Source organism: Leeuwenhoekiella sp. MAR_2009_132 (genome assembly GCF_000687915.1).
Classification (GTDB): domain Bacteria; phylum Bacteroidota; class Bacteroidia; order Flavobacteriales; family Flavobacteriaceae; genus Leeuwenhoekiella.
The window spans coordinates 944150-967441 of record NZ_JHZY01000002.1 but is presented as its reverse complement, the minus strand read 5'-3'; the positions used below and the strand labels follow the sequence as shown (position 1 = coordinate 967441).

Annotated in this window: 19 protein-coding genes; 8 read left to right on the top strand and 11 right to left on the bottom strand. The window is 34.6% G+C overall.

Annotated elements, in window-relative coordinates; all coding sequences use genetic code 11:
- Window positions 1-21 precede the first annotated feature (21 nt).
- Both P164_RS04160 and P164_RS04155 read left to right on the top strand, forming a co-directional pair.
- A complete protein-coding gene (locus tag P164_RS04160) occupies window positions 22-981 on the top strand; it encodes an ion channel (protein WP_028375212.1) in 960 nt (319 codons plus the stop codon).
- Between the two features lie 110 nt (window positions 982-1091).
- A complete protein-coding gene (locus P164_RS04155) occupies window positions 1092-1820 on the top strand; it encodes a phosphatase PAP2 family protein (RefSeq protein ID WP_028375211.1) in 729 nt (242 codons plus the stop codon).
- A gap of 19 nt (window positions 1821-1839) precedes the next feature.
- On the opposite strand, the gene P164_RS04150 is transcribed toward P164_RS04155, so the two are convergent.
- Window positions 1840-4137, bottom strand: coding sequence for a BamA/TamA family outer membrane protein (locus P164_RS04150; protein ID WP_035899330.1), 2298 nt, complete (start codon window positions 4135-4137; stop codon window positions 1840-1842).
- Entirely contained in the window at window positions 4130-9112 is a 4983-nt protein-coding gene (locus P164_RS04145) for a translocation/assembly module TamB domain-containing protein (RefSeq protein ID WP_035899329.1), read from the bottom strand. The genes P164_RS04150 and P164_RS04145 overlap by 8 nt, the downstream gene beginning before the upstream one ends.
- 176 nt (window positions 9113-9288) lie before the next feature.
- Between P164_RS04145 and P164_RS04140 the strand changes: the two genes are divergently transcribed.
- The gene (locus P164_RS04140; RefSeq protein ID WP_028375209.1) at window positions 9289-9567 is read left to right on the top strand and encodes a hypothetical protein; all 279 of its coding nucleotides are present in this window, start codon (window positions 9289-9291) and stop codon (window positions 9565-9567) included.
- A gap of 57 nt (window positions 9568-9624) precedes the next feature.
- Here the strand turns inward: P164_RS04140 and P164_RS04135 are convergent, their stop codons facing one another.
- Complete coding sequence (locus P164_RS04135; RefSeq protein ID WP_125411746.1) at window positions 9625-10356, bottom strand: hypothetical protein; 732 nt, start codon at window positions 10354-10356, stop codon at window positions 9625-9627.
- 165 nt (window positions 10357-10521) lie between these two features.
- On the opposite strand from P164_RS04135, the gene P164_RS04130 reads away from it, so the two are divergent.
- Window positions 10522-11808 carry a carboxypeptidase-like regulatory domain-containing protein gene (locus P164_RS04130; RefSeq protein WP_028375208.1) on the top strand — a complete coding sequence of 429 codons (1287 nt, stop codon included), beginning with the start codon at window positions 10522-10524 and terminating at the stop codon, window positions 11806-11808.
- Window positions 11809-11813: 5 nt separating this feature from the next.
- Here the strand turns inward: P164_RS04130 and P164_RS04125 are convergent, their stop codons facing one another.
- Complete coding sequence (locus tag P164_RS04125; protein ID WP_028375207.1) at window positions 11814-14084, bottom strand: response regulator; 2271 nt, start codon at window positions 14082-14084, stop codon at window positions 11814-11816.
- A 223-nt stretch (window positions 14085-14307) separates the two neighbouring features.
- Here P164_RS04125 and P164_RS04120 point away from each other — a divergent pair, with 223 nt between their 5' ends.
- Entirely contained in the window at window positions 14308-14934 is a 627-nt protein-coding gene (locus P164_RS04120) for a WbqC family protein (RefSeq protein ID WP_028375206.1), read from the top strand.
- A gap of 5 nt (window positions 14935-14939) precedes the next feature.
- Here the strand turns inward: P164_RS04120 and P164_RS04115 are convergent, their stop codons facing one another.
- From P164_RS04115 to P164_RS04085, 7 genes are all read right to left on the bottom strand, one after another.
- Window positions 14940-15965, bottom strand: a complete 1026-nt coding sequence (locus tag P164_RS04115; protein ID WP_028375205.1) for an endonuclease/exonuclease/phosphatase family protein — start codon at window positions 15963-15965, stop codon at window positions 14940-14942.
- A complete protein-coding gene (locus P164_RS04110) occupies window positions 15965-16855 on the bottom strand; it encodes a rhomboid family protein (protein WP_028375204.1) in 891 nt (296 codons plus the stop codon). The genes P164_RS04115 and P164_RS04110 overlap by 1 nt, the downstream gene beginning before the upstream one ends.
- Before the next feature lie 2 nt (window positions 16856-16857).
- A complete protein-coding gene (locus P164_RS04105) occupies window positions 16858-17625 on the bottom strand; it encodes a rhomboid family intramembrane serine protease (protein ID WP_028375203.1) in 768 nt (255 codons plus the stop codon).
- A 41-nt stretch (window positions 17626-17666) separates the two neighbouring features.
- Complete coding sequence (mutL, locus tag P164_RS04100; protein ID WP_028375202.1) at window positions 17667-19550, bottom strand: DNA mismatch repair endonuclease MutL; 1884 nt, start codon at window positions 19548-19550, stop codon at window positions 17667-17669.
- Between the two features lie 3 nt (window positions 19551-19553).
- Entirely contained in the window at window positions 19554-19835 is a 282-nt protein-coding gene (locus P164_RS04095) for a hypothetical protein (RefSeq protein ID WP_028375201.1), read from the bottom strand.
- A 192-nt stretch (window positions 19836-20027) separates the two neighbouring features.
- A complete protein-coding gene (gene ribH, locus P164_RS04090) occupies window positions 20028-20519 on the bottom strand; it encodes a 6,7-dimethyl-8-ribityllumazine synthase (RefSeq protein WP_028375200.1) in 492 nt (163 codons plus the stop codon).
- Window positions 20520-20531: 12 nt separating this feature from the next.
- Complete coding sequence (locus P164_RS04085; RefSeq protein WP_028375199.1) at window positions 20532-21296, bottom strand: tetratricopeptide repeat protein; 765 nt, start codon at window positions 21294-21296, stop codon at window positions 20532-20534.
- A gap of 152 nt (window positions 21297-21448) precedes the next feature.
- On the opposite strand from P164_RS04085, the gene recF reads away from it, so the two are divergent.
- Genes recF through P164_RS04070 form a run of 3 tightly spaced genes read left to right on the top strand, consistent with a single transcriptional unit; the run spans window position 21449 to window position 23243 of the window.
- Entirely contained in the window at window positions 21449-22528 is a 1080-nt protein-coding gene (gene recF / locus P164_RS04080; protein WP_028375198.1) for a DNA replication/repair protein RecF, read from the top strand.
- Entirely contained in the window at window positions 22525-22947 is a 423-nt protein-coding gene (locus tag P164_RS04075; protein ID WP_035899328.1) for a lipocalin family protein, read from the top strand. The genes recF and P164_RS04075 overlap by 4 nt, the downstream gene beginning before the upstream one ends.
- Window positions 22947-23243, top strand: a complete 297-nt coding sequence (locus P164_RS04070; protein ID WP_028375196.1) for a DUF721 domain-containing protein — start codon at window positions 22947-22949, stop codon at window positions 23241-23243. The genes P164_RS04075 and P164_RS04070 overlap by 1 nt, the downstream gene beginning before the upstream one ends.
- Window positions 23244-23292: the final 49 nt, after the last annotated feature.

Below are 23292 nucleotides of genomic sequence, written 5' to 3'. Positions count from 1 at the left end.
TTATAAATAGCGTAGTCTATAATGAGTCTCAAAGAATCTTCCTCAAAATACAGTCAGAAAAACTTTAATGACTTTGGTCTGGGAGAAAAAGCCACTGCCGGTAATTATCGGGTTTTAAATAAAAACGGCTCTTTTAATATTAAGAAAGATAATGTAGGGGTATTAGAACGTATTAATTTCTTTCATGTTCTGGTTTCTATGTCCTGGCTGCAGTTTTTATTAATAATTTTGGGTACTTATTTTTGTATAAATCTGTTATTTGCCTCATTATATATGCTGGTAGGTATTGAGCACCTTACAGGGATTTATGGCACCACCTTTTTAGAACAATTTACTGAAGCATTTTTCTTTAGCGCTCAAACAATTACCACGTTGGGTTACGGGCAGGTCGCTCCTATAGGAATTTTAACTAATATTCTAGCTGCCACAGAGTCTATGATGGGTTTACTGGGTTTTGCTCTGGCAACCGGTATGGTCTACGGAAGATTTTCAAAACCCGCCGCAAAATTAAAATATAGCAAATTTGCTGTCATTGCGCCCTATCAGGATATAAATGGCTTTATGTTTAGAGTAGTTAATCCACACGGAAATCAACTTCTAGAGTTAGAAGCTTCAGTGTCGCTTTCTATACTTCGTGAAAATTCTCAATTACGCAGTTTTTTTCCTCTTGACCTTGAGCGATCTAAAGTTGCTTTTTTACCGGCCACCTGGACGCTGGTTCATCCTATTACCCGTGAGAGTCCGTTTCACCAGATTAAACCCGAAGCTCTTTTTAAACGGGATGCCGAAATTATAATTGTTATTAAAGCTTTTGATGAAAGTTTTTCTCAATCTGTTTACTCCCGCTCTTCTTATAAATTCAATGAAATAAAATGGGGTGAAAAATTTACGTATCTAATTTCTCAAAAAGATGGAAGAGTTTCTGTAGACGTTAGTGGTATTGATAACACCGAACCTGCTAAACTTAATGGCGAGATTTAGTTTACAGAATTATACATTTTAAGGAAAAAGAAAGAAAATTCTAATTTCAAATTCTTTATTTTGAATCTTTATTCTTGCACAAGTATTTTTTGGCGGTTTTTACACATATTATGAGACAATCTTTATTTGAATTTATTAAAAACCTGAAAAACTTTTTACAGCGTAAATTCAAGCAGTACGACAGTAAACTACCCTATTTTATTACTGTAATTTTGGCCTTAATAATTGTGGTGTTCTGCATAAATACATTTATAGAACTTACAGAAACACTTAAAACTGAAATTCTTGCGACTTACGATACACAAATTACAGATTATGTAATCTCCTTTAGAACACCACTACTCACTCAGTATTTTGTTTTTGTAACTAATGTGGGTGACCTCTATGGTTATCTCACCGTGGTAGGACTTGCAACAATAATCTCTTATTTCTTCTTTAAACGCTGGAAGTATGTTTTACAAACTATCGCTGTTTTAATATTAGCTTCGGTCTCTAACGTAATTCTAAAGCGATTTATAGATCGTGCTCGCCCGGGGATAGAGCATTTAGTTTCGGTAGAAACGTTAAGCTATCCTAGTGGTCATGCAATGAGCGCAATGGCCTTTTATGGTTTTCTTATTTACCTCGTATTTCGATTCAGTATAAATACGTTTCTAAAAGCCGGTTTAATTTTGCTTCTGGCAGTTCTAATTTTAAGTATAGGAATAAGTCGTATTTATTTAGGGGTTCACTTTCCGTCAGATATCGCTGGTGGTTACATTGCCGGCTTTATCTGGGTTGTGTTTTGTATTCTTATTTTTAATATTATCGAACTTTTTAGAAGAGACCCTAAAACTTAGGATTTTAAGTCTGTTACATTTAGAAAGGATATCCTATTGCAAAGTTTAAAATAGGATTTGCAAAGTCATACGTCCAGCGCTTGCCTTCTTCTAAACTAGGGTCATGAAAAGGTGCGGCAAGATCTAACCGTATTACAAAGCTTTGTATATCTACGCGCATCCCAAAACCACCGCCAATACCTAATTGATTAATAAAGTCACTACCAAAAGTATCCCCCTCTAAGGCTAAATTGTCTGTGGTATTCCAGATATTTCCTGCATCTACAAATAACGCACCCTGAAGAATATTTATAAGCGGAAAACGATATTCTAGATTTGCCTCCAGGCGTACATTACCGGTTTGATCGTAGTAGTTAGAAGCCGTGTTATCATCGGCCACAAAAGTGCCTGGCCCTAGTGATCGGGTTCTAAAAGCACGTACACTATACGGTCCTCCTGCAAAATATTGCTTTGTGTAGGGTACGACTTCAGAATTTCCGTAAGGGACACCAATCCCTGCAAAAAGGCGGGTTGCCAGTGTGTGGTTTTTTGCAAAGTTAAAATGATATCTAAAATCTGCATCTATACGTGCAAACTGCGCATATTCTAATCCCAGAATACTTTGTGGTTTCTCACCACCTGCAAATAAACTTAGACTATTCCCAGCGGTTTCAAAATTTGCATTTAAAAACAACTGATGTGTGGCACCCGTATCTACCATACCGTTATAGGTAAAAGAATAGGTTAAACCCGAAATAAATTGCTGATTAAAACTTGTTTGCAAAAAAGGGTTTGCCTCTAATATTGCATCAAACTCTGGGGTGGTATTAGCTAATGAAACATAATTAATGGCAATAGGATTTATCTCGTGTGTAATGTATTTATTGGCTTGCCATACATAGCCAAAATTAGCTTCAAGAGAACCTAAAGTAAATAATTGAGACCTGTTTAAATAGGCGACTCCCAGTTTAACACGGGTTTTAGGTATGTCGTACTTAAAATAATCTTTAGAAAATTTATAGGGAAACAACATACGCGGAAATATGAGTTCACCACTTAAACCCAGTTGTACACTGGTAGAACCTGCTGTATTACCTGTGCCACCACCGGCTTGAAACTCATAACTTCCGTCAAGAGAAATATTAAGCGTTTCTCCTCCCTGAAAAAGATTACGGTTAGCAAATGTAAGCCCCAATCCCGGACCCGAAAATCCGTTCGACTTTGTTACCGCTTTCACTTCTGCACGTACCGCTCTTTTATTTAAAGGTGATAAGAAAATATTAGCTTCTAACAGTCCTAAACTATCTCCAGAAGCTTCAGTATCAAGTTCGTTATATCTAATATTTACAAATTTATAAGCACCTATAGAGCCTAAACGACGGCTTGTAGCTTTAGACTGCTCAGGGCTATATAAATTACCTTCTTCCAGTAAAATAAAGGGATCCAGACGTTTTGGCTTGAAATAAACTTCCTCCTGTAGAAAATTTTTATTGGCAAATTTAACGGTATCAACACCGGTACTATCCAGCTCTACTGTATAATTAGGATATACATTAACACGAGCCACCTTATACGGAATAATTGATTTTTCGGGAACTTCCTTTTTTAGTCTCAGATATAGATCAAATTTCTTGTTTTTATATTGATTGGTATCTGATTCAAATATTAAGAATCCTGAATTGAAATTATAAAATCCTTCGCTTTTAAGTTGAAGATCTATACGCTCCCGCTCTGCCTTCATAGCACTTAGATCAAATCGCATTCCCGGCTGTAAACTTGATTTATCAAGCTGATTTTTTATGCTTTGATATACCAGCAAACTGTCTGAATCGAGTTGGTATTTTTGTAATCTATAGGGTTTAGAAAGACGTAATTTGTAAATTGCTTCGGCCTCTTTGCTCGTGGTATCCTCTATTATTTCTGAAGCTACTGTACTGTAAAAAAACCCTTTGTTTTCAAGACGATTCAGTAAAATCTGCTCCATCTCATATTCTCTAATGTCTGATGCATAAACCGGTTCCTGACCAAATTTTTTATTGAGAAATTTGTTTATGAATCCCGGTTTTTCGCGCGTTGCTTTGTAATGAAAATACAAACCCGGATATCCACCTAACAAGGAAGATACAGGTTCGGGTCGCAAAGCTGCTTTCAAATCTAGTTCTATCAAATCTATATCATCTACGATAGAATCTGGAGTGAGTACCACCGTTTCCTTAGTATATAGAAATTCGCCTTCGGGTATAAAACGATCTACAGAACAGCTATAGCTTATTAAACTAATTGCAACCAGCAAAATTGCAAATCTGAGATTTTTTTTATGTTTTGCAGATTTATTCATTAATCTCTTCTTCTTCAGTTTTAGCCGGAAACATAGATTGCCACAGCTCTGTAAACTTGTTAAACTCTCTTGTAAATAGAAGCGAAATCCCATTTACAATAATTTGACCATCAATAATATTCTCATATTGACTGCGTCTATATCCTCTCATTCTATATCTACCATCTTCCGTTAGTAAGTACTCAATACTTACATTACCTACAACCGGAGCGGTACCATTTTCAGAATTACCACTTCCTTGTAAATCTACAGCACTACCTACACTCACAACCACACGGTCGTCAAACAACTTTTTCTGTGCTGCGATATCTAACGTGGTACGATCTGTAGGTGCGCTTCCCTGATAATCTGTATAACTGTCTAAACCAAAATTTAGATCGAAGCCTGTATTACCTAATAACTTATCTGAAAATACATTTAATTGATCTGAAATCGCATCGTTTAAGTTATCTCTCGCAATTGTAGCTGTACCACCACCACTACCATCACTACTTGAGGAAGGAAAAAAGCGGTTGAGTACCAGTAATGAAAACACTTGTTTATTCAGCTCATTTTCTTGCTGATTTAATTGTTGCACCTGACTATAAACCTGCCCACCCACAGCTCCTCTACTTGCTTCAGGTATATCTAGATTGAAACTTATTATTGGCTTCATAAGTTCACCATCTATATTTATATACACTAAGAACGGAACTTCCTGTCTAAACTGCGATTGCGTGCTAATATCTGTACCACTGGTTGATGACGCCATTAAACCACTTGCCGATGTTTCTACCTCATAGGAAGCTTTGATATTTAAATTTGCATCAAAAGGATCGCCAGACCAGGTTATACGACTTTCTGGAGCAAGATTAAACCTGCGTTTAACCAGGTTGTATAAACTCATCTCATAATGACCGTCGTTCACATTGTAACGGCCGCTTAACGTCATTCTTCCATTAGGATACATATTATATTTAAAATCACCTGTACCGGTTACCTGAAAGTTATCACCCGTTTGCTCATCTATAATTAATTTAAACAACGCTCCTTTAGCTATACTTAAATCTGCATCTATCGCAAATCCCGAAACGGTATAGGACTCCTCTTCAGAATTTGTGAGTATGGCATCTGGATTCTCTTTATTTACAAATATGACAACACCATCTTTAGATTCTATTTGTACTTCTGAAGGTGGTAAAACATAGGTGACATCTGTAGCAGCATTTACGTTGAGACTCAAGTCAACGTCAGGTAAATCGAGATCTCCTGTAACGGTCGCATCTGCATCAAAAACTACAGTACCATACACCAGATCAAAATCTTCTTTTGTAGAATTAAGAGCTTTAAAGTTTTTGGCTTTCAGTTTAAGATCAAATGTGGGATTGATAAAACTTTCTGTACCTACATTACCAGAAACGGTAATTGCATTTGAACTTGCATCCTGTATTTTAAACCCGTCAAAATAAATTCCTTTATTATCTAAGCGTACGGCTTCATTAGCTAGTAAAAATGGTGCATTAAGCTTGGCTATTTCAAAATTAGCCTTATTAAAATTTAAAGTCCCTTCATATTCAGGTGCTAATGTGCTTCCTGTTACTTTAATATTTCCGTTTACAGAGCCACTCGCATTTGTTATTTCGCCTTGCGAAAAATTCTCAAGCGCTTTGACATCAATACGTTTAATATCAAGATTTAAATCTATTTGTGCTGCTTCAGGATTATCTATATAATCTCCTGTGAGATCAAGATCTGCAACCCCTTCTTTTAAGCTTAGATCAAAATCATAACCACCGCTACCTTTCGATTTTCCGCTTATATCAAGAATACCCATATTAGTTTGCAGTACTTCAAAATTTGTAATGTTTAGGTCTGCCAGCATTCCCGGTGATGTGAAAGGATCTTCAACGACAAAATCTCCGTTTAAGATTCCCTTTACTAATGATTCATCAGGATTTAGCAGATTTAAAATACTGGAGAGCTTAAAATTCTGAAAGTTAACACCTAGATGTTCTTTAGTAATTCCCGGTAAATCATTACTCACCTCTACTATCTGATCCTGATAAGACAATTTAAAATCTTCAAATACGGTATTGAATTCTTTAAAGACAATACTATTATTGGGATTTACCTTCCATTTATTTCTATTTAAAATAAGGTCTTTGTCGTCTATATGAATTTTAATACTATTCTCCTCCTGAGTAATTACAGAAAGTACGTGCATTAATTTTTCACCCTTATCTAAAGACAGAAAATCTAAATACATCATATTATTAGTAACTCGCCCACCTATTCTCGTATCTTTAATATTTACAGGACCGGCTATGAGTTCTTTAAGCCCAAAGCCAAAATCCATATTATCTTTATTAGAAATAAGCTTAAATGCCAGGCTGTCTATGGTATAACCACTATAGTTTATATAGGGTAAATTAACATCTGCAGTAAGAGCACGTTTGTATTCATCAAAATCAACAGCAATGTTTACCGTATCAAGTTCTCTTAAATTGGGGACAAAAACTTCACTTAAGATAGGCGCTTGCACTACAGAGCCGCGTATCTTCATAAGCACGGGTTTTACAATCGTATCTAGCTGTGGATCTTCTGTTAAATAGGTTTGCACGTGACGTTGCAATGCGGCAATAAAGTCTTGCGGACTCGCATTAGATTCTAAATCTAACTGCAAAATGCGATTGCGAATATCTAATGAAGTAGTATCTGGCTTAACAAATGCATTTATTTTTAAATCTCCTAATTGATATGCCTGATCATCATATACTGCTACACCTCTTTTTATATCTGTATTAACTTCATAATCTTCGGGAGTACCTTTAAAGTAACCTGTAAGATTAAATGCTGCTTTTATGTTCTGTTTAACAAGACCTAAGGCTTGTAAGTCTGCTCCAATAAGAACTAGATTTACATTCGCTGAAGAAGCTACAGAATCTAAAGTTATATCTGCATCTAACTTCATATTTAAATTATCATCCCTGTAAGCTGAGACCAGATTTCCTTTCCCGTTATTAAAAGAACCATCTAATTTTAAATCTTTAAATGTGTATTCATTAAAATCAAGACGCTTAATTGTTGCATTAACTTCTGCATCAAGATCATTTATAGTAGCACCAGAACCTTTAGCGATAAGATTTAAATCTAGAACTCCCAGCATTTCATTTTGAAGTAATTTGCCCAATCGTATTTCGGTAGCGGTTACAACGCCTTCAAAATTTATACGATTGCCAAAAGCTGCATTTCCATTAAGAACGACGGTACCATCTGTTGTTTCTAATGTTGTTTTAGTTAGTGCGCGTGTGGTCGTTCCTTTCAAAGAACCAGACATTCTTACCAATTCTGGAAATTGTACGCCTAAATCTTTTTCATTTAAAAATCTGCTTAAATCTGTACGTGTACTTTGAATACGATACGTTGGGAAATTGTAAGAAAGGTTATCGGGGTTTGTAGCATTATAAACAGTGCCTTGCAAACTTAGATAGGTACTTCTACCCCAATTAAATCGTGTGGGACTTATAGTTAAGTCGTCTAGTTTTCCTTCAACAGCTAAACTACCCGTTAATAGACGCTGACTTAATTTAGCTAAGTATTCATTGTTTTTTAATTGTGGCTGAAATTTAAAAACAGTACCTAAATCTGCAATAACCTGCGGTACGTTTAAATTCATTTTTGCATCCCCTGGATTTTCAATAAAAGCTGCTAAACTAGGATAAGCCACTTTAGCATTTCCTTCTAAATAATTATCGTTTAAACTGAAAACTAAGTTGTTAACATCTAAAGACTCATCGGTTACTTTAAGGTTTAAATTCAGCTTTTTCAACTCTAATCCGGAAGCTTCTACAAAAGATGCATTCGCCAATTCTGCTGAAAATTGCTGATTTTCAAGTAATATATCTTTAAGATTTAGAGTAAGATTATCTACAAAAAGAGCATTGGGGTTAAACAATCCTTTTGAAGCTTTTGCGCCATCAAGAGTATATGCAACTGTATTATTATTAAGTGATATAGCTCCTATATTTACCAGAAAAGAAGGCCAGGTAAATGCAGGAGAAGGCTCATTAGTTTCTAAGATACCTTCTTTTACAACCGTTTGCATCGCTACTTTAATTTCCGAATTATTAAGAAGTACACGATCTACTATTGCTTTACTTGTCTTTAAATCAACTAAAGGTATTTCAGTTTCAAAATCACCTATAAGTGCAAATGCACTAATCCCGTCTGGTATAGATTGATAATCAACCGTAACCTGTTTCATTTTAAGGTTTTTAACCTTTAAGAAAGGCATAGGTACTGCCGCAGTATCAGTAGATGGTTGTAAAGGTTTCGTTTGCTTATAATAAACTTTTGTATTTGCCAGATAAACATTACCTACTTCAAAGCGCATCGCTTCAAGGTCTGTTTTTTTCATATTGAGCTCTAATTCAGACAAATTGAGCTTAGCATCCATACCGGCAACATCATCTTTAAAGTGCAGGTCAAAATCTTTAAAACTAAAATCACCAAGATTTAGCTGAAGTGCAGTGGTATCTTGTGGAGTAGTTGTCACAACTGTGGTATCTGAAGCTGCAAAAGCATCAATCAAAAATTGGTAATTAAAACCAGTGATAGAATCCTTTCTAATAACATTTGCCTTTACACCTTCCCAATCAACATCATCTATACTTATAGCGCCACCAGTAATTATTGACCACAGTGGTACTGCAGCCTCAAGATGCTTACTATAAACAAGGGTATCTCCTTTTTTATCTTCAAGGTAAAGACCGTCTAGTGCAATGTCGCCGTCAAAGGTTATAAACAGTTTGCTTATTTGAACCTCGGTCTGGGTTTTACCTTCAATATAATTTATGGCTTTGTCAACAATAATACCCTGTCCCCACGGACTGCGAACAAATAGAATTAAAAGCAATAGTAGAATAAAAATAACACCTACTATTTTACCTAAAATCTTTAATACTTTAAGGAACTTTTGTTTAGGAGTTTTCTTCATAGTCAATAGCTCAAAACTGTAACAATTAGTTCACGTTTTGAAGTTGTTAAAAGTACTATAATTGACAGTTGTAGTTAATATGCTAATTATTAAAACCTTGTTATAATTTTCTATAAAAGCAGTTAAATAGATTAAGGCCGAGAGCCGAATTAAATAAATTGTAGAAAATTAAAATTATGAAAACTGATAAAACACAAGAAAACACGTATAACTCTGATTTAACAAAAGAGGACTTAGATATTCTCAATCAAAAAAATCTTCATAAAGATGGTGGTGCAGATGAGCAATTGCGCGATCGCGAAAGAGCAGTTGACTTTACAGGAAAGGATTTAGACATCCCGACGGGAGAGCAAACAAATAAGCAAACTACAGGGCTTAAAGATGAAGAAAATAAACTATACAGCCAGGGAGGTTCTCGTAACAACAATCTGGAAGAACAAAAGGGGGAATTATAAATGTATTAAATAGTCCACATAAAAAAATCCATCATTTGTGATGGATTTTTTTTATACCTAATTTTCTTTAACAATAATAATATTTGCTTTTACGCCGGTGAGTAAATTCCATTCATTAGAGCTTATTACATTACCCGTATCGTCGTAAACTACAAAAGCTGCGGTATTAGGACCGCTAGAGCCTTGATTAAGCGCTTTAAATGATATTTTATTAAATCCTTTCTTTAATGGAAGATAAAAACTCGTATAGGCTTCAGTTAACCAAATACTAGGTACTACAATTTCGTCATTAACAAGAACAGCAACACGGTCACCATCTACATAAGCATAATCTCTACATACAATTTTTACTTGTTGTCCCCCATTTTTAAACGTACCCAAATCCTGATCAGACTGATGTGCTGGCTTGTCAGATTTATCACTATCACGATTTGCCTCGCGTTGATTCATCATTTCAGTATAACGCTGTCCTGCATCAGCATATGATTCATGTTTCAGCATATAGAATGTGGGAGACTCAGGAGCTCTAAGTTGCGGGCGCTCTATTAATTTACCGTTAGCGTCAAGCATTAAACCACCACTCGATTTAGGTATATCGGGTTTAGAAACTGCATTATCAGGAACTGGTGTGGGAGTTCCCAAAGGATTTTCGGCAGCCGGTATTTTAAATGACCCTGATGTATTATCTATTTGGGCCGTAGCTAGAAGTGGCAATACTAATATACAAAGACTCAAGAATAAGGTGAGTTTTGATGTACAGTATAAATATGTGCTTTCGATTGTTTTCAATTTTTCTATTAATAACGTTAAAGCATAATAAGTGTTGCAAAATCGCAAAACAAATTTAACCTAATCCTTACAAACAGGAATCGTGCCAACACGCATTCTAATAAAATTTGTAATACAGAATTCTCAAAAATATCGTAAATTGTATAGAAAAAATAAAATTATACTATGAAAAAGTATTACATCTCCATTTTAAACACGAAAGCTAACTGGTTTATTCGTTTTTCTTTAATTGTTTTATGTTGTACAGGCGTTTTAAGCGCTCAGGAATCTCAAAAGTATCTTGAATACAAAGGTACCGTAATTTCAAAAACTTCAGAAAACCCGCTGCCATTTGTTAATTTACTTATTGAAGGTACCAACATTGCTACAGTAACTAATTCTGAAGGGAATTTTTCTTTAAAGGTAGAAGAAGCTATGCCTAATGCTAAAGTGACCTTGACGTATCCCGGTTATGAAAAGCTAATCATTATTTTGAAAGATTTAGATCAAAACAAATCTGTTATAAGTCTAAGTCCGCAAGCATATGAACTTGATGAAATAAACATTTCAAGACCTAAAAATGCTCTTACTTTAGTAGAACAGGTTTTCTCGAATATTGAAAACAACTATTCAGATCAAGAGAATTTTATGACTGCCTTCTATCGGGAAACTATTAATAAGCGTAACCGCAGCGCTTCTCTAGCTGAAGCCGTAGTTACCATTCAAAAAACACCTTATACAAACGCTGGCAATGACTTAATTGCATTGTATAAAGCTCGCAAAAGCACTAATTATGATCGCCTTGATACTGTTGCCATTAAATTACAGGGAGGGCCTCTAAATGCTTTATATGCTGATTTAGTTAAATATCAAAAGTATTTTATTACTAGAGAGACACTTTCAGACTATGACTTTTCTTTTGGTGAGCCTTTAGTTAATGATGGAAACATTGTTTATGTGGTTAATTTTAAACAAAAGAGCAGCATTTTAGAACCCTTATATTACGGTAAGCTCTACATCGATTCAAAAACAAGTGCTCTTACCAATGCATTATATAATTTAAATGTTGAAAACCGAAAAGCGGCTTCTGACTTGTTTGTAAAGAAAAAACCAAATCAGGTTAAAGTATATCCTACCGAAATTAGTTACCGGGTTGATTACCGCAATAAAGACGGGAAATGGTATTACAGCTACAGCAACGTACAACTTGAATTTGTAGTAAACTGGAAACGAAAACTATTTAATAGTAAATACCGCATTAACAGTGAGATGCTTATTACAGACTGGGAAACAGAGTTACAAGGTAAAGAAGGAATTAACCGAAGATCAAAGTTTAAAGAAAATACCGTTTTAGCAGATGAAGTTTCTGGTTTTGCAGATCCTGAGTTTTGGGGAGCATACAACGTAATCGAACCTGAAAAGTCTATACAACAAGCAATTGAAAAAATTCAAAAGCAAATCAAAAAAGAGTAACTCATTTAGAAGCTCGCAATAAGATTGCGTATTTGTACGTGTTTAGAAATTGTCGAAGACAAATCATCTACATTATACGGCTTTGTAACTATATCATTCATACCGCTGTTCTGAGCAGTTTTCGTAATAAAGGAAGCCTCTGCAGCGGTTAATGCTATTATAGGAATATGTTTATCAAAAATACGAATAGCCTGAGTAGTCTCATAACCATTCATTCCTGGCATATTAATATCCATTAATATAAAATCAAAATGATGCTTTTTGGCACGCTCTAAAGCCTCTTCCCCATTTTGAGCTTCAAAAGTGATTATTTCTAAATTTTCTAATACACGTTTAGTTACCAGTCTATTAATTTTATTATCATCTACTATTAAACAGCGAAGTCCCTTAAGACTTTTAACTTTCAATGAATTTCCAGAAATTTCGTTTGTTGATGTTTTAGATGTGCTAAGTGTCTTTTCAAAATCAATACTAAACATAAATGTAGAACCTTTACCTACAGCGCTTTTTAGATAAATTTCTGAATCCATTTTTTCTAGAATTTTACGTACAATGGGCAATCCTAAGCCGGTTCCTTTTAAGTCTGTAGCTGTTTCTTCGTTTTGCAACTGTTCTAATTGGCTAAACTCATCAAAGATTAATTCTTGACGCTCTTTAGGAATTCCGATACCATCATCCTGAACTTCAAAATGAATTCTGCATCTATTAGCACCTAGGTCCTCGCTTCGTAAGCGTAAAATAATATTGCCCTTAGGCGTAAATTTTAATGCATTACCTAAGATATTGACAAGCACCTGTGATATTCTGCGGGCATCACCTATAATATAATCGGGTACAGAAGAATCAATTACGCATTTTAATGTACAAGCTGCATTTTTTAGACTATTTTGATCAAAGCTTGAAATTAAATCTTCAGCTAATAATTTTACATTAAATCGTTTATTTATTAAACTAAACGACTCATCTTCTAATTTTGATAAATCTAAGAGGTCATTTATGATATCTAATAAATGATCTGCACTAAACTTTAAAGACCCTATCTCTTCTTTAAAAGCTTCAAATTCTTTCCGTTTTTCCAAAAGAGAAATAATGCCGGTAACACCATACAATGGAGTTCGCATCTCATGACTTAGTGTAGAAAAGAATTTAGATTTTGCACGCTCACTTTTTTCAGCAAGATTTTTAGCTTTTAAAAGATTTTTATTATTGCGCTTTAAATTATTTATAAGACCTAATCTCAGTTTTTCACTATAGAACAAATAGGCTAGAAATAAACTCAATAAACCGAGTATAGATCCCAGTAATATAAATTGAATTTTTTTGCGTTGTAGATCATGATCAAGCAGCTGCTGCTTCATTTCAGCATCATTACGCTGTCTTCGCAATTCTTCGGTTTCTGCGCGTGCAAGGGCTAGTTTTAGAGTTTCTGTCTCTAACGTTTTTTCTCTAAGCTTATAATGCTTTAAATACTGTTGTTGTACTTCAAATGCACGATCGTTATAATTTTGTTCTTTAAGGAAAAGTGCATAGTTCTCATAAAACTCTAATGCTAATGAAGTCTTATTATCACGTTCAATTCGCTCATAAGCTTCAGCATAATGTTCTAAAGCTTTACTGGGTACGTGAAGACCTTTATAATAGTCACCCCAGGTCATATCGAGATATATTATAGGATCATTATAATACTCATATGAATGATCATAACTCGCAGTAGCCTTTTTTAAGTATGGGTACATCATTACATAGTTGCCCTCTTTTCCATAAAGCTCTGCAATATTAAGCGCAGCATCTAAAAAAACACCCGTATTCAAACGCTGTTGAATTTCTAACGATTGTTTATAATACTCAAGAGCTTGCATACGTGTAGCAGGATTATCTGCTAAACTAGCTGCGAGGTTATTATAGCCCCAGGAAATTAAAGTATCATTTTTTGATTGTTTTGCAAACTCTAAAGCAGATTTTGCATACGCTAACGCAGGTATGGTGTCATTAATTTCATCATAAATTACACTCAACAAATTATACCCGTGAAATACATAGGTATAATCATTCAAATTTTTAGCATCTATAATTAAATCTGAAAGATTTTCTATAGCAACATCATATTTCTTCTCTTCTCTAAATTCATAAATAGCATCGAGATGTTGCTCTAAAGTTTGATCCTGAAGTATAGGAAAGAGGTCTCCGGCAGGTAAATATGATTTACCGTAAGTAATGGAATAGTTACCTATAAGCAAGCTAACGCCAATAAAAAAAAATAAGTAACTAAATTTCACTTAAGTGGGGATTTGGACGCCGTAATATTACGAATAATAACCGATTAAAAACAAATATAAACTATGAAATAACAAAAACTTAGATGTTAAAAAAGATTATCATCTGATTATCAATATATTAAATTTAATTAAAAATTAGTTTTATCAGTTTTTTCTTACTTATGTAGTATTGTATTTATTCACCCAAAAAGCTCAATTAAAGTATCTTTACACCTTTTACAATATGAGTAATATTATTATAAGTCCTACTTACTTTCCAGACATCATATCTTTTGCTGCCATGGTTCAGGCAGAATCAATAACATTTGAAATTTCTGAAAATTATCAAAAACAAAGTTATAGAACCAGAATGTACATTGCTACGTCTAACGGTTTACTGCTGTTAAATATTCCTATACTCCATAACAAAGGAAAAGGCAGAAAAAAAATAGAAGACACTTTAATTGAAAATAGTTTCTTATGGCAACGACAGCATTGGAGATCACTTGTAATTGCCTATAGAACCTCTCCGTTTTTTGAGTTTTATGAAGATGATATTTACCCCTTATTCCATAAAGAACACAATTCTTTATTAGCCTTTAATCTCGAAACAATTAAGTGCTTAATGGGATTATTAGATTTAGATTTTAGTATTTCTTATACTGAAGAATACAAAGAATCGTATGCACATAAAATTGATTTGAGATTCTTTGCAAACGGAAAACGAAAAAATAAAATTGATTTACCGCAGTATAGACAGGTTTTTGAAGAGAAAAATGGTTTTATTCCGTATTTAACTGTTTTAGATCTCCTATTTAATCTCGGCCCCGAGGCACTCACCTATTTACAAAAACTAGATTTAAAATTGTAATATTATTATAACTTCATAATAGCCATTATAGGAAAATGATCGGAATAATCAACATTAAAATTTTCAAATGCCAATACCTCAAAGCTGGTATCGGGCAGTATAAAATCTATACGTAACGGAATAATATCAAAAATAAACGTACGCCCAAAACCACTTCCTTTTTCTTCAAAAGCATCTAATCGAGAACCCCGTATTTTATTATAGGTATAAGAAAAAGCGGTATTATTAAAATCACCGGCAACAATGGTTTTATAGTTACAACTGCGCTGATGTTCCAGAAATAAATTTGTTTGTTCTTGTTGTTTCTTAAATGCTCTGCCTAACCTGCCTACAAGTGATTTTGTATTTTCCTGTTCTAAGGCATTTAACTCTGGAGTAAGTGTTAGCGTCTGCATATGCATATTATAAATACGTATAGTATCTTTTGCCTTAACGATATCTACAAAAATTGCATTATTAAAAGTACTGGTAAAATTTAGAGAACCCTCATTAACTATAGGATATTTAGAATAGATTTTTTGACCATAATTACGTGTACCATTCTCTCCAAAATAGGAATATGGATATCCTTTAAATTCAGGATCTCTATGTTTTGAAAATTCTTGAAACGTGATAATATCTGGTGTATTCTTTTCTATAAGTGCCCTTAATCCTTCCTTAATTTCTTCTTTTGTATAGTTATCACTGCTAAACACGTGAACATTATAGCTAAAAAAACTAAGTTGATTTTCAGCTTTTACGATCTCATTAATTTTCACACCAGAACCAAAGTTAAAAAGCGATGTACCTATAAAAAGCCACAACACCAGTATTGATCCTGAAAGTAAAAATTGGCGTTTGAAAAGCAGCAGCCAGTAGATTACAAATAACGCATTAATTGCTAATAGAACCGGAATGATAAGCGTAAGAACAGATACCGGTGGAAAAATTTTTGGTGGAAAATAAGGTAGTGCATATCCTATTAAAAGCGCGATCGCAAAAAGACTATTTATAAAAAAAACAATCTTATTCCAAAGTCCGAGTTTTTTCATTAAGTATCCTTTCCGGCTTTAAATAAAAAGTCTTTATCTTCTTTAGATAAGCTATCGTAACCACTTTTACTTATTTTATCTAGAATGGTATCAATACGTATTTGTTTTTCGGTTTTTGACATAGATTTTGAAACCGTTGAAGCAGTAGCGTGTGCCTTGGTATTGCGATAGACGGTTTTCATTTTAGCTTTCTTCTCACTCTTTGGCCTTGGTTTAAAAAAACCGACTACAGTATCTGCAAAACGCTCCCACCAGAGGCCTATGTCATTACCTTTACCCAGTTGCTGTGCATAGACGAAACCAAATAGAGCACCACCCACATGAGCCAGCAAACCTCCGGCATTATCAGATGAGGGAATTTGAATAAGATCTGTAAGAATTACAAAGACACCTATGTGCCAAAGCTTTACATTAAAAAAAATGATGCGCACTTCTGTATTAGGAGTATAGGTAGCTATAAAAATCATAATTGCTCGCACGGCTGCACTCGCTCCTACCAGAAAAGCAGTAGATTGAATAAGAACCGGAAACAGATTATAAGAAATAACAAAGAAAACACCCCCGGCTAAAGCCCCTAAAAGATAAACGGTAAGAAATCGTTTTTCAGTAAATAGATTCAAAACAATCTGTCCAAACCAATACAGAATAAGCATATTCCAGAAAATATGCCAGAATCCTCCGTGTAGAAAAGCATACGTTAATAAAGACCACGGTTGAATAATTAACCTACTTAAATCTGTAGGCAAGCTTAACCATTGTGTAATTATGTTTCCTGAATTTAAAATCCATTCAAGAAGCATAAAGCCTACCCAGATTAAAACATTAATTACGATAAGCTTAACGACTATTGAAGCCGTTTTAAACTGATAACTTAAGCTAGTTCCAGACATAATTAATACCAGCGTTTGTCATTAAAACTGTTCTTTTTCCAATACCACATCATTATAAACCCAAATAACGCTCCTCCTATGTGTGCAAAGTTTGCAATATTCTGACCAAATAATGAAAACCCGGTTACACCAGAAAATAAATCGAGTAAAATAAGAGCTGGTATAAAAAACTTGGCTTTAATAGGAATAGGTAAAAAGATTAGGAATAATTCAGCATTAGGAAATAACATACCAAAAGCCACCAGAACCCCATAAATAGCACCAGAAGCACCTACTGCAGAGGTAGAAAATGCCTCAATCATACCGCGTATTTTATCAGGCTCTCCAATATCTGGATACGAGTACTGCCCAGTTTGCTGAATACTTGCAAAAGCTTTTTCAAGTATTTGAGATATATCTGAAGGGCTTACACCTGCATCTAGCAAGGCATTATATCCAGACTGGTAATGATAATACCCTACCAACGTATGAATTAAGGCCGCACCTAGTCCTGCTGAAAAATAGAAAAATATAAATTTAGATTTTCCCAAAGCTTGTTCTACCGGTCCTCCAAAAGCATACAACGCATACATATTGAATAATATGTGAAAAATACTGCTTTGATCGTGCATAAACATATGCGTAAGCGGCTGCCAATATTCAAAATTTGAATTTGCGGGAAACCATAACGCAAAAAGATCTAAAGCCTGAGGAAACAGAAATTTTGTTCCTAAGAAGAAGATTACATTTATTATTAAAAGGACTTTTACAGTTTCGGTGATTTTACCCATCTAATCAGGTTTGTTTTAGTAACGCTACTAAGCGTTTTTAATTATGCATTAAATTTACGATCGAGTTCATCGACAGTAAGCGTAATAAAGGTTTTTTTATAAAATGGTGATAATGTAGGTTCTGTACAGGCAAAAAGCTTATTTACGAGATGTTCTCTCGATAAATCATCTAATTTTTCACCGGTTTTAACCGCCATACTCTTTGCCATACTTTTAGCCAGAACATCGGTCTGACTGAAACCCGCATCTGGTATTTCTTGTTCGACATCACTCAGTAACTGCTCTAATACTATAGAAACTTCACTTTCCTGAATACTTGCCGGGATTCCGGAAACTTCTAAAAAACCTTCTTCCGGGAAATCCAATACAAAACCTGTATTCTCTAAGGATTCTTTCAACGAACTAAAAATTACTAATTCTGCATTTGAATAATCAAGTCTAAGTGGAAACAACAATTGTTGGCTCACAGATTCTTTAACGGTAATATTCCGAAGAAATTCTTCATATAAAACCCGTTGATGTGCACGGTGTTGATCTATAACAAGCATTCCACTTTTAATAGCACTAACGACATATTTATTGTGTATCTGGTAGGTGTTTGCAGCATCCTTATCGGTCTGCTTAGTCTCTCCGAAGCCTTTACTCTCGTGCTCTACAAATAAAGATTCTATCTCAGGTTCATCTTCAATTTGCAAAGAACTAAATGAGGATTCAGAATTGCGCTTATCTAGACCGGCATACATATTTTCCCAACCCTTAGTATTGGGTTTTTCATAATTATTTGCAGTCCCAGCATAACTACGATTAGAAGTAACGGTTTCAAAGGGATTAAAATTGCGGTCTACTTCTACTCGTGGTGCCTGTACTGCCTTATCTTTATAGGAATAAGGCGTATCCATATTAGACTCTCTGTTAAAATCTAAAACGGGTGCAATATTAAATTGCCCTAAACTATGCTTTACAGCAGCGCGCAATAGGTTATAGATGGCATGCTCATCTTCAAATTTTACCTCAGTCTTAGTGGGGTGAATATTAATATCTATTGTTTTAGGATCTACCTGTAGATAGATAAAATAACTCGCACGGGAACGGTCTGGCAATAAACCATCAAAGGCAGCATTTACCGAATGATTTAAATAGGGATGTTTAATAAAACGATCGTTTACAAAGAAGAACTGCTCTCCTTTTGTTTTTTTTGAAAATTCGGGTTTAATGATAAAACCATCTATTTCTACGATCTCAGTATCTTCAACAACCGGAACAAGCTTCTCATTTGTTTTTCCGCCAAAAATTGCAACGATACGTTGGCGTTTATTGGCTTTCGGAAGATTAAAAAGTTCGTTCTCATTGTGATACATAATAAAACCTATGCCTTCATGAGCGAGTGCTACGCGCTGAAATTCGTCAATAACATGACGAAGCTCAACATTATCAGATTTTAAAAAATTGCGCCTTGCGGGAATATTATAGAATAAGTTTTTAACGGCAATTGAAGTTCCTTTTACGGTAGCACAAACCTCCTGTACTTTTAAGGTACTTCCTTCCATTTCTATGCGCGTACCTACTTCCTCATTTTCGGTTTTTGTCTTGAGCTCAACGTGAGCTACGGCAGCAATAGAAGCAAGTGCTTCACCTCTAAAACCTTTTGTGCTTAATGTAAATAGATCATCTGCAGAATTAATTTTTGATGTCGCGTGACGTTCAAAACTAAGGCGTGCATCTGTAGTGCTCATCCCTTTACCGTCATCTATTACCTGAACAAGCGTTCTACCGGCGTCTTTAAGGAGTAATTTAATTTGATTGGCACCTGCATCGATGGCATTTTCTAATAATTCTTTTACTACAGAAGCCGGCCGTTGTACGACTTCACCCGCAGCAATTTGATTTGCTACGTGATCTGGTAAAAGCTTAATGATATCAGACATTTATTAAAATTGCGTAAAGATGCTTAGATCAAAGTCTATAATAAATAAAAACAACATTACAAGAACTGCTAAAATTAGAATAGTTGTTCTGTTTGCGCGTTTATCATTATTATATCTAAAGTCGTCCCAGGCCGTGGTAAACTTACCTTTAAGACCTTTAGTTTCTAAAGTAGCCTTACGGTATTTATCAAACTTTGACTCTAGCTTAAATGGAGTTGAACTGCCTTCGTAATAACGAGGACTGTAACTATATTTTTTGTTTTTGCGTGCTTTTAAAATTCCCATAATTTCTAAAATTCAAATTTACAATAAATGAAGTAAAGGCGATAGCCACCTGCTTCTTAATGAAAGCAAAAAGTATTCCAACAGCTGAGAAGATATTGTAATTTTATAAACTACAATATCTTCTCAGAGATTACACAGACAGCAATTTAATACCGTAGAATGTAGAAATTAAAAGAGAATTATATATTCAGTTTAGAACGTAGCATCTTTGCGTAGTTGAGCCATTTTTATAGCAGCAACCGCAGCCTCAACACCCTTATTACCGTGTTGACCGCCACTACGATCTATAGCTTGTTGCATTGTGTTATCTGTAAGCACACAAAATATAACAGGAATATCGCTTTGTATGTTAAGATCTTTTATTCCCTGAGTTACCCCGTCACAAACAAAATCAAAATGTTTTGTTTGTCCCTGTATCACACTACCTATAGCGATCACAGCGTCTAACATATCATAGCTTTGTTGCATTTTTTTACATCCGTAAATAAGCTCAAAACTACCAGGAACATCCCAGCGTACAATATTTTCTTTGAGTACACCACAGTCTAAAAAGGTATCAAAAGCACCTTGAAATAAACCCTGTGTTATATCACGATTCCATTCAGAAACAACAATCCCAAACCGAAAGTTTTTCGAATTTGGGATTGTTGCTTTATCGTAAACAGACAAGTCTGTTGTAGCCATACTTTAAATTTTTTATTCTGCCTTAGCCATACCTAAATATAAAGGTACTTCCTGAGCCGCTGCAGACTCACTATAATCTTCTTTAATTCTGTTTAAATACGTTACCGCATCGTCATTCTTGCCTAAAGCTAGAGCCACCGTTGCCGCTTTTAATAAGAAACGTGGAGTTGTAAAATCATTTGCTTTTAAATCTGCTGCCTTTTTGTAAAAAGAAAGCGCCTCTTCCGGTTGATCTAATTGCATAAATGCATCTCCTATAGATCCTTTTGCTAAAGGACCAAGCATCATATCATCACTATCAAAATCTTCAAGTTGATCTATTGCCTCTTGATACTTATTTGTATTTAGATATGCCATACCAGCGTAGTAATGCGCCAGATTACCGGCTTTAGTACCTGAGTAATTGTCTATAATATCTAAGAAACCATATTTACCTTCACCTCCGTTAAGAGAAAGCGTAAAAAGAGAATCTTTAGCAACGCTACCCGAAACAGCCTCATTAAAATAATTCTGAGCTTGATACATCTCATTAGACGCTTCTAACTCTTTAGGCTCTTGTATAAATTTTTCATAACCTAAATAACCTAAAACAGCGATAACGATAACAGCTATCCCTACGAAAATAGGTTTTTGATTCTTTTCAACCCAGGCTTCAGTACGCGATGCTCCCTCGTCTAATGATGAGAATACTTCAGCCGTTGTACTTTCTTCTTGCACAACTTCTTCTACTTCTTCCTTGGTCTTAGGTTTGTAACCCCTTTTTTGATATGTGGCCATTCTTAAACTTTTGTTGGGCGCAAAAATAAAATTTTTATTCAATATTAACAGGGTATTGTTTTGTTATTTTTCAATAATTTGCATATGAATACACTTTAATTCAATATGCTATTTATCAAGGAATTAGGGTTTAAAAAATTGGCTTGTACGCTATGATTCTAAAAGCACTTTCGCTTATTAACTATAAAAATTTTGAAACTGCGTCTTTTACACTCGACAAAAAAATTAACTGTTTTGTGGGAAATAACGGTGTGGGAAAAACAAATGTGCTCGATGCTATCTACCATTTATCCTTTGGCAAGAGCTACTTTAACCCCATTACCACTCAAAACATTAATCACGCTGCAGATTTCTTTGTAATTGATGGCAGCTATGAAAAACAAGAGCGGGAAGAGAAAGTAATCGTAAGCGCAAAGCGCGGTCAAAAAAAAGTAATTAAACGTAATGGCAAAATTTACGAGCGCTTTTCTGATCACATAGGTTTTTTACCACTTGTTATTATATCTCCTGCAGACCGAGATTTAATTATTGAAGGTAGTGAGACGCGCCGTAAGTTTATGGATGGTGTTATTGCCCAAAGCGACAGAACATATCTAGACACCTTAATTAAATACAATAAAACATTAGCACAACGCAATGCCCTTCTCAAATACTTTAACGCCAATCATACGTTTAACAAAGACACGCTAAGTATTTATAATGAGCAGATGAACAGTCTCGGAGCTATTCTTTTTGAAAAAAGAAGTGCATTTCTGGAAGCCTTTACGCCTATTTTCAAAGAACGCTATGCAGCCATTAGCGGTGGTAAAGAAGAAGTAAAACTTAAATATAAAAGTCAATTAATAGATGCTTCATTAGAAACTCTTTTTGAAGAAAATCTTGCAAAAGACCGTGCGCTTCAATACACAACGGTAGGCACACATCGCGATGACTTAAGTTTTAAAATTGAAGGGCATCCTATTAAAAAATTTGGCAGCCAGGGTCAGCAAAAATCGTATCTCATAGCTCTCAAACTGGCACAATTTGACTTTATAAAATCACAAAGCAATACAACACCCTTATTATTGCTAGATGATATATTTGATAAATTAGATGAAAACCGGGTAACCCAGATTATAGATCTTGTAAATGATGATAACTTTGGGCAGTTGTTTATTAGCGATACGCACGCAGATCGCACCGAAGACATTATTAAAGAAATTCACCAAACCTATAAAATTTTTAAACTTTGAAGACTTATCTAGCATCGCTTAGCATTTTCTTTGTTCTTTTAGGCTGCGCCGAAAACAATCCTGAGGAGCAACTTAAAAATCTAAACGGATATTGGGAAATCAAACAGGTTGAAAACCCCAATGGAAAAACCACCGACTATAAATTTAATGAGCAAGTAGATTTTATAGAATTAAGAGATACATTAGGATTTAGAACTAAGGTTTTGCCGCGTATAGATGGTACCTTTGTCACCACAGATTCTAAAGAAAATATTGTTGCTATAATAAAGAATGATTCTTTGTATCTCAATTACACTACTCCTTTTGACTCCTGGTCAGAAACTGTTTTAATAGCAGATGGTAATGAATTACAACTCAAAAATGATCGGGGATTGATTTATACGTATCATAAATTTGAAAAAATAGATATTACAGACTAATGGCAAAACGAGACGCAGATCCTAAATCAATACGAGATGTATTGGGATCATTTGTTGAAAAAAACAATTTGCAAACCGGTATTGATAAAGTTAATGTGGCAGATGCCTGGCGCGATATAATGGGGCCAGCTATTTCAAAATACACCACCCAAATAAAACTTGATAATGATAGGTTATTTGTACAATTAAGTTCGTCTGTTTTACGAGAAGAATTATGTTACGGGAAAGAGAAAATAATACGTAACCTCAATGAAGAATTAGGTAAAGAAGTTATTAAATCTATTGTTTTGAGATAAAATTTAAATTTAATTAAAACAAAAAAAGAGCGGCAATTGCCGCTCTTTT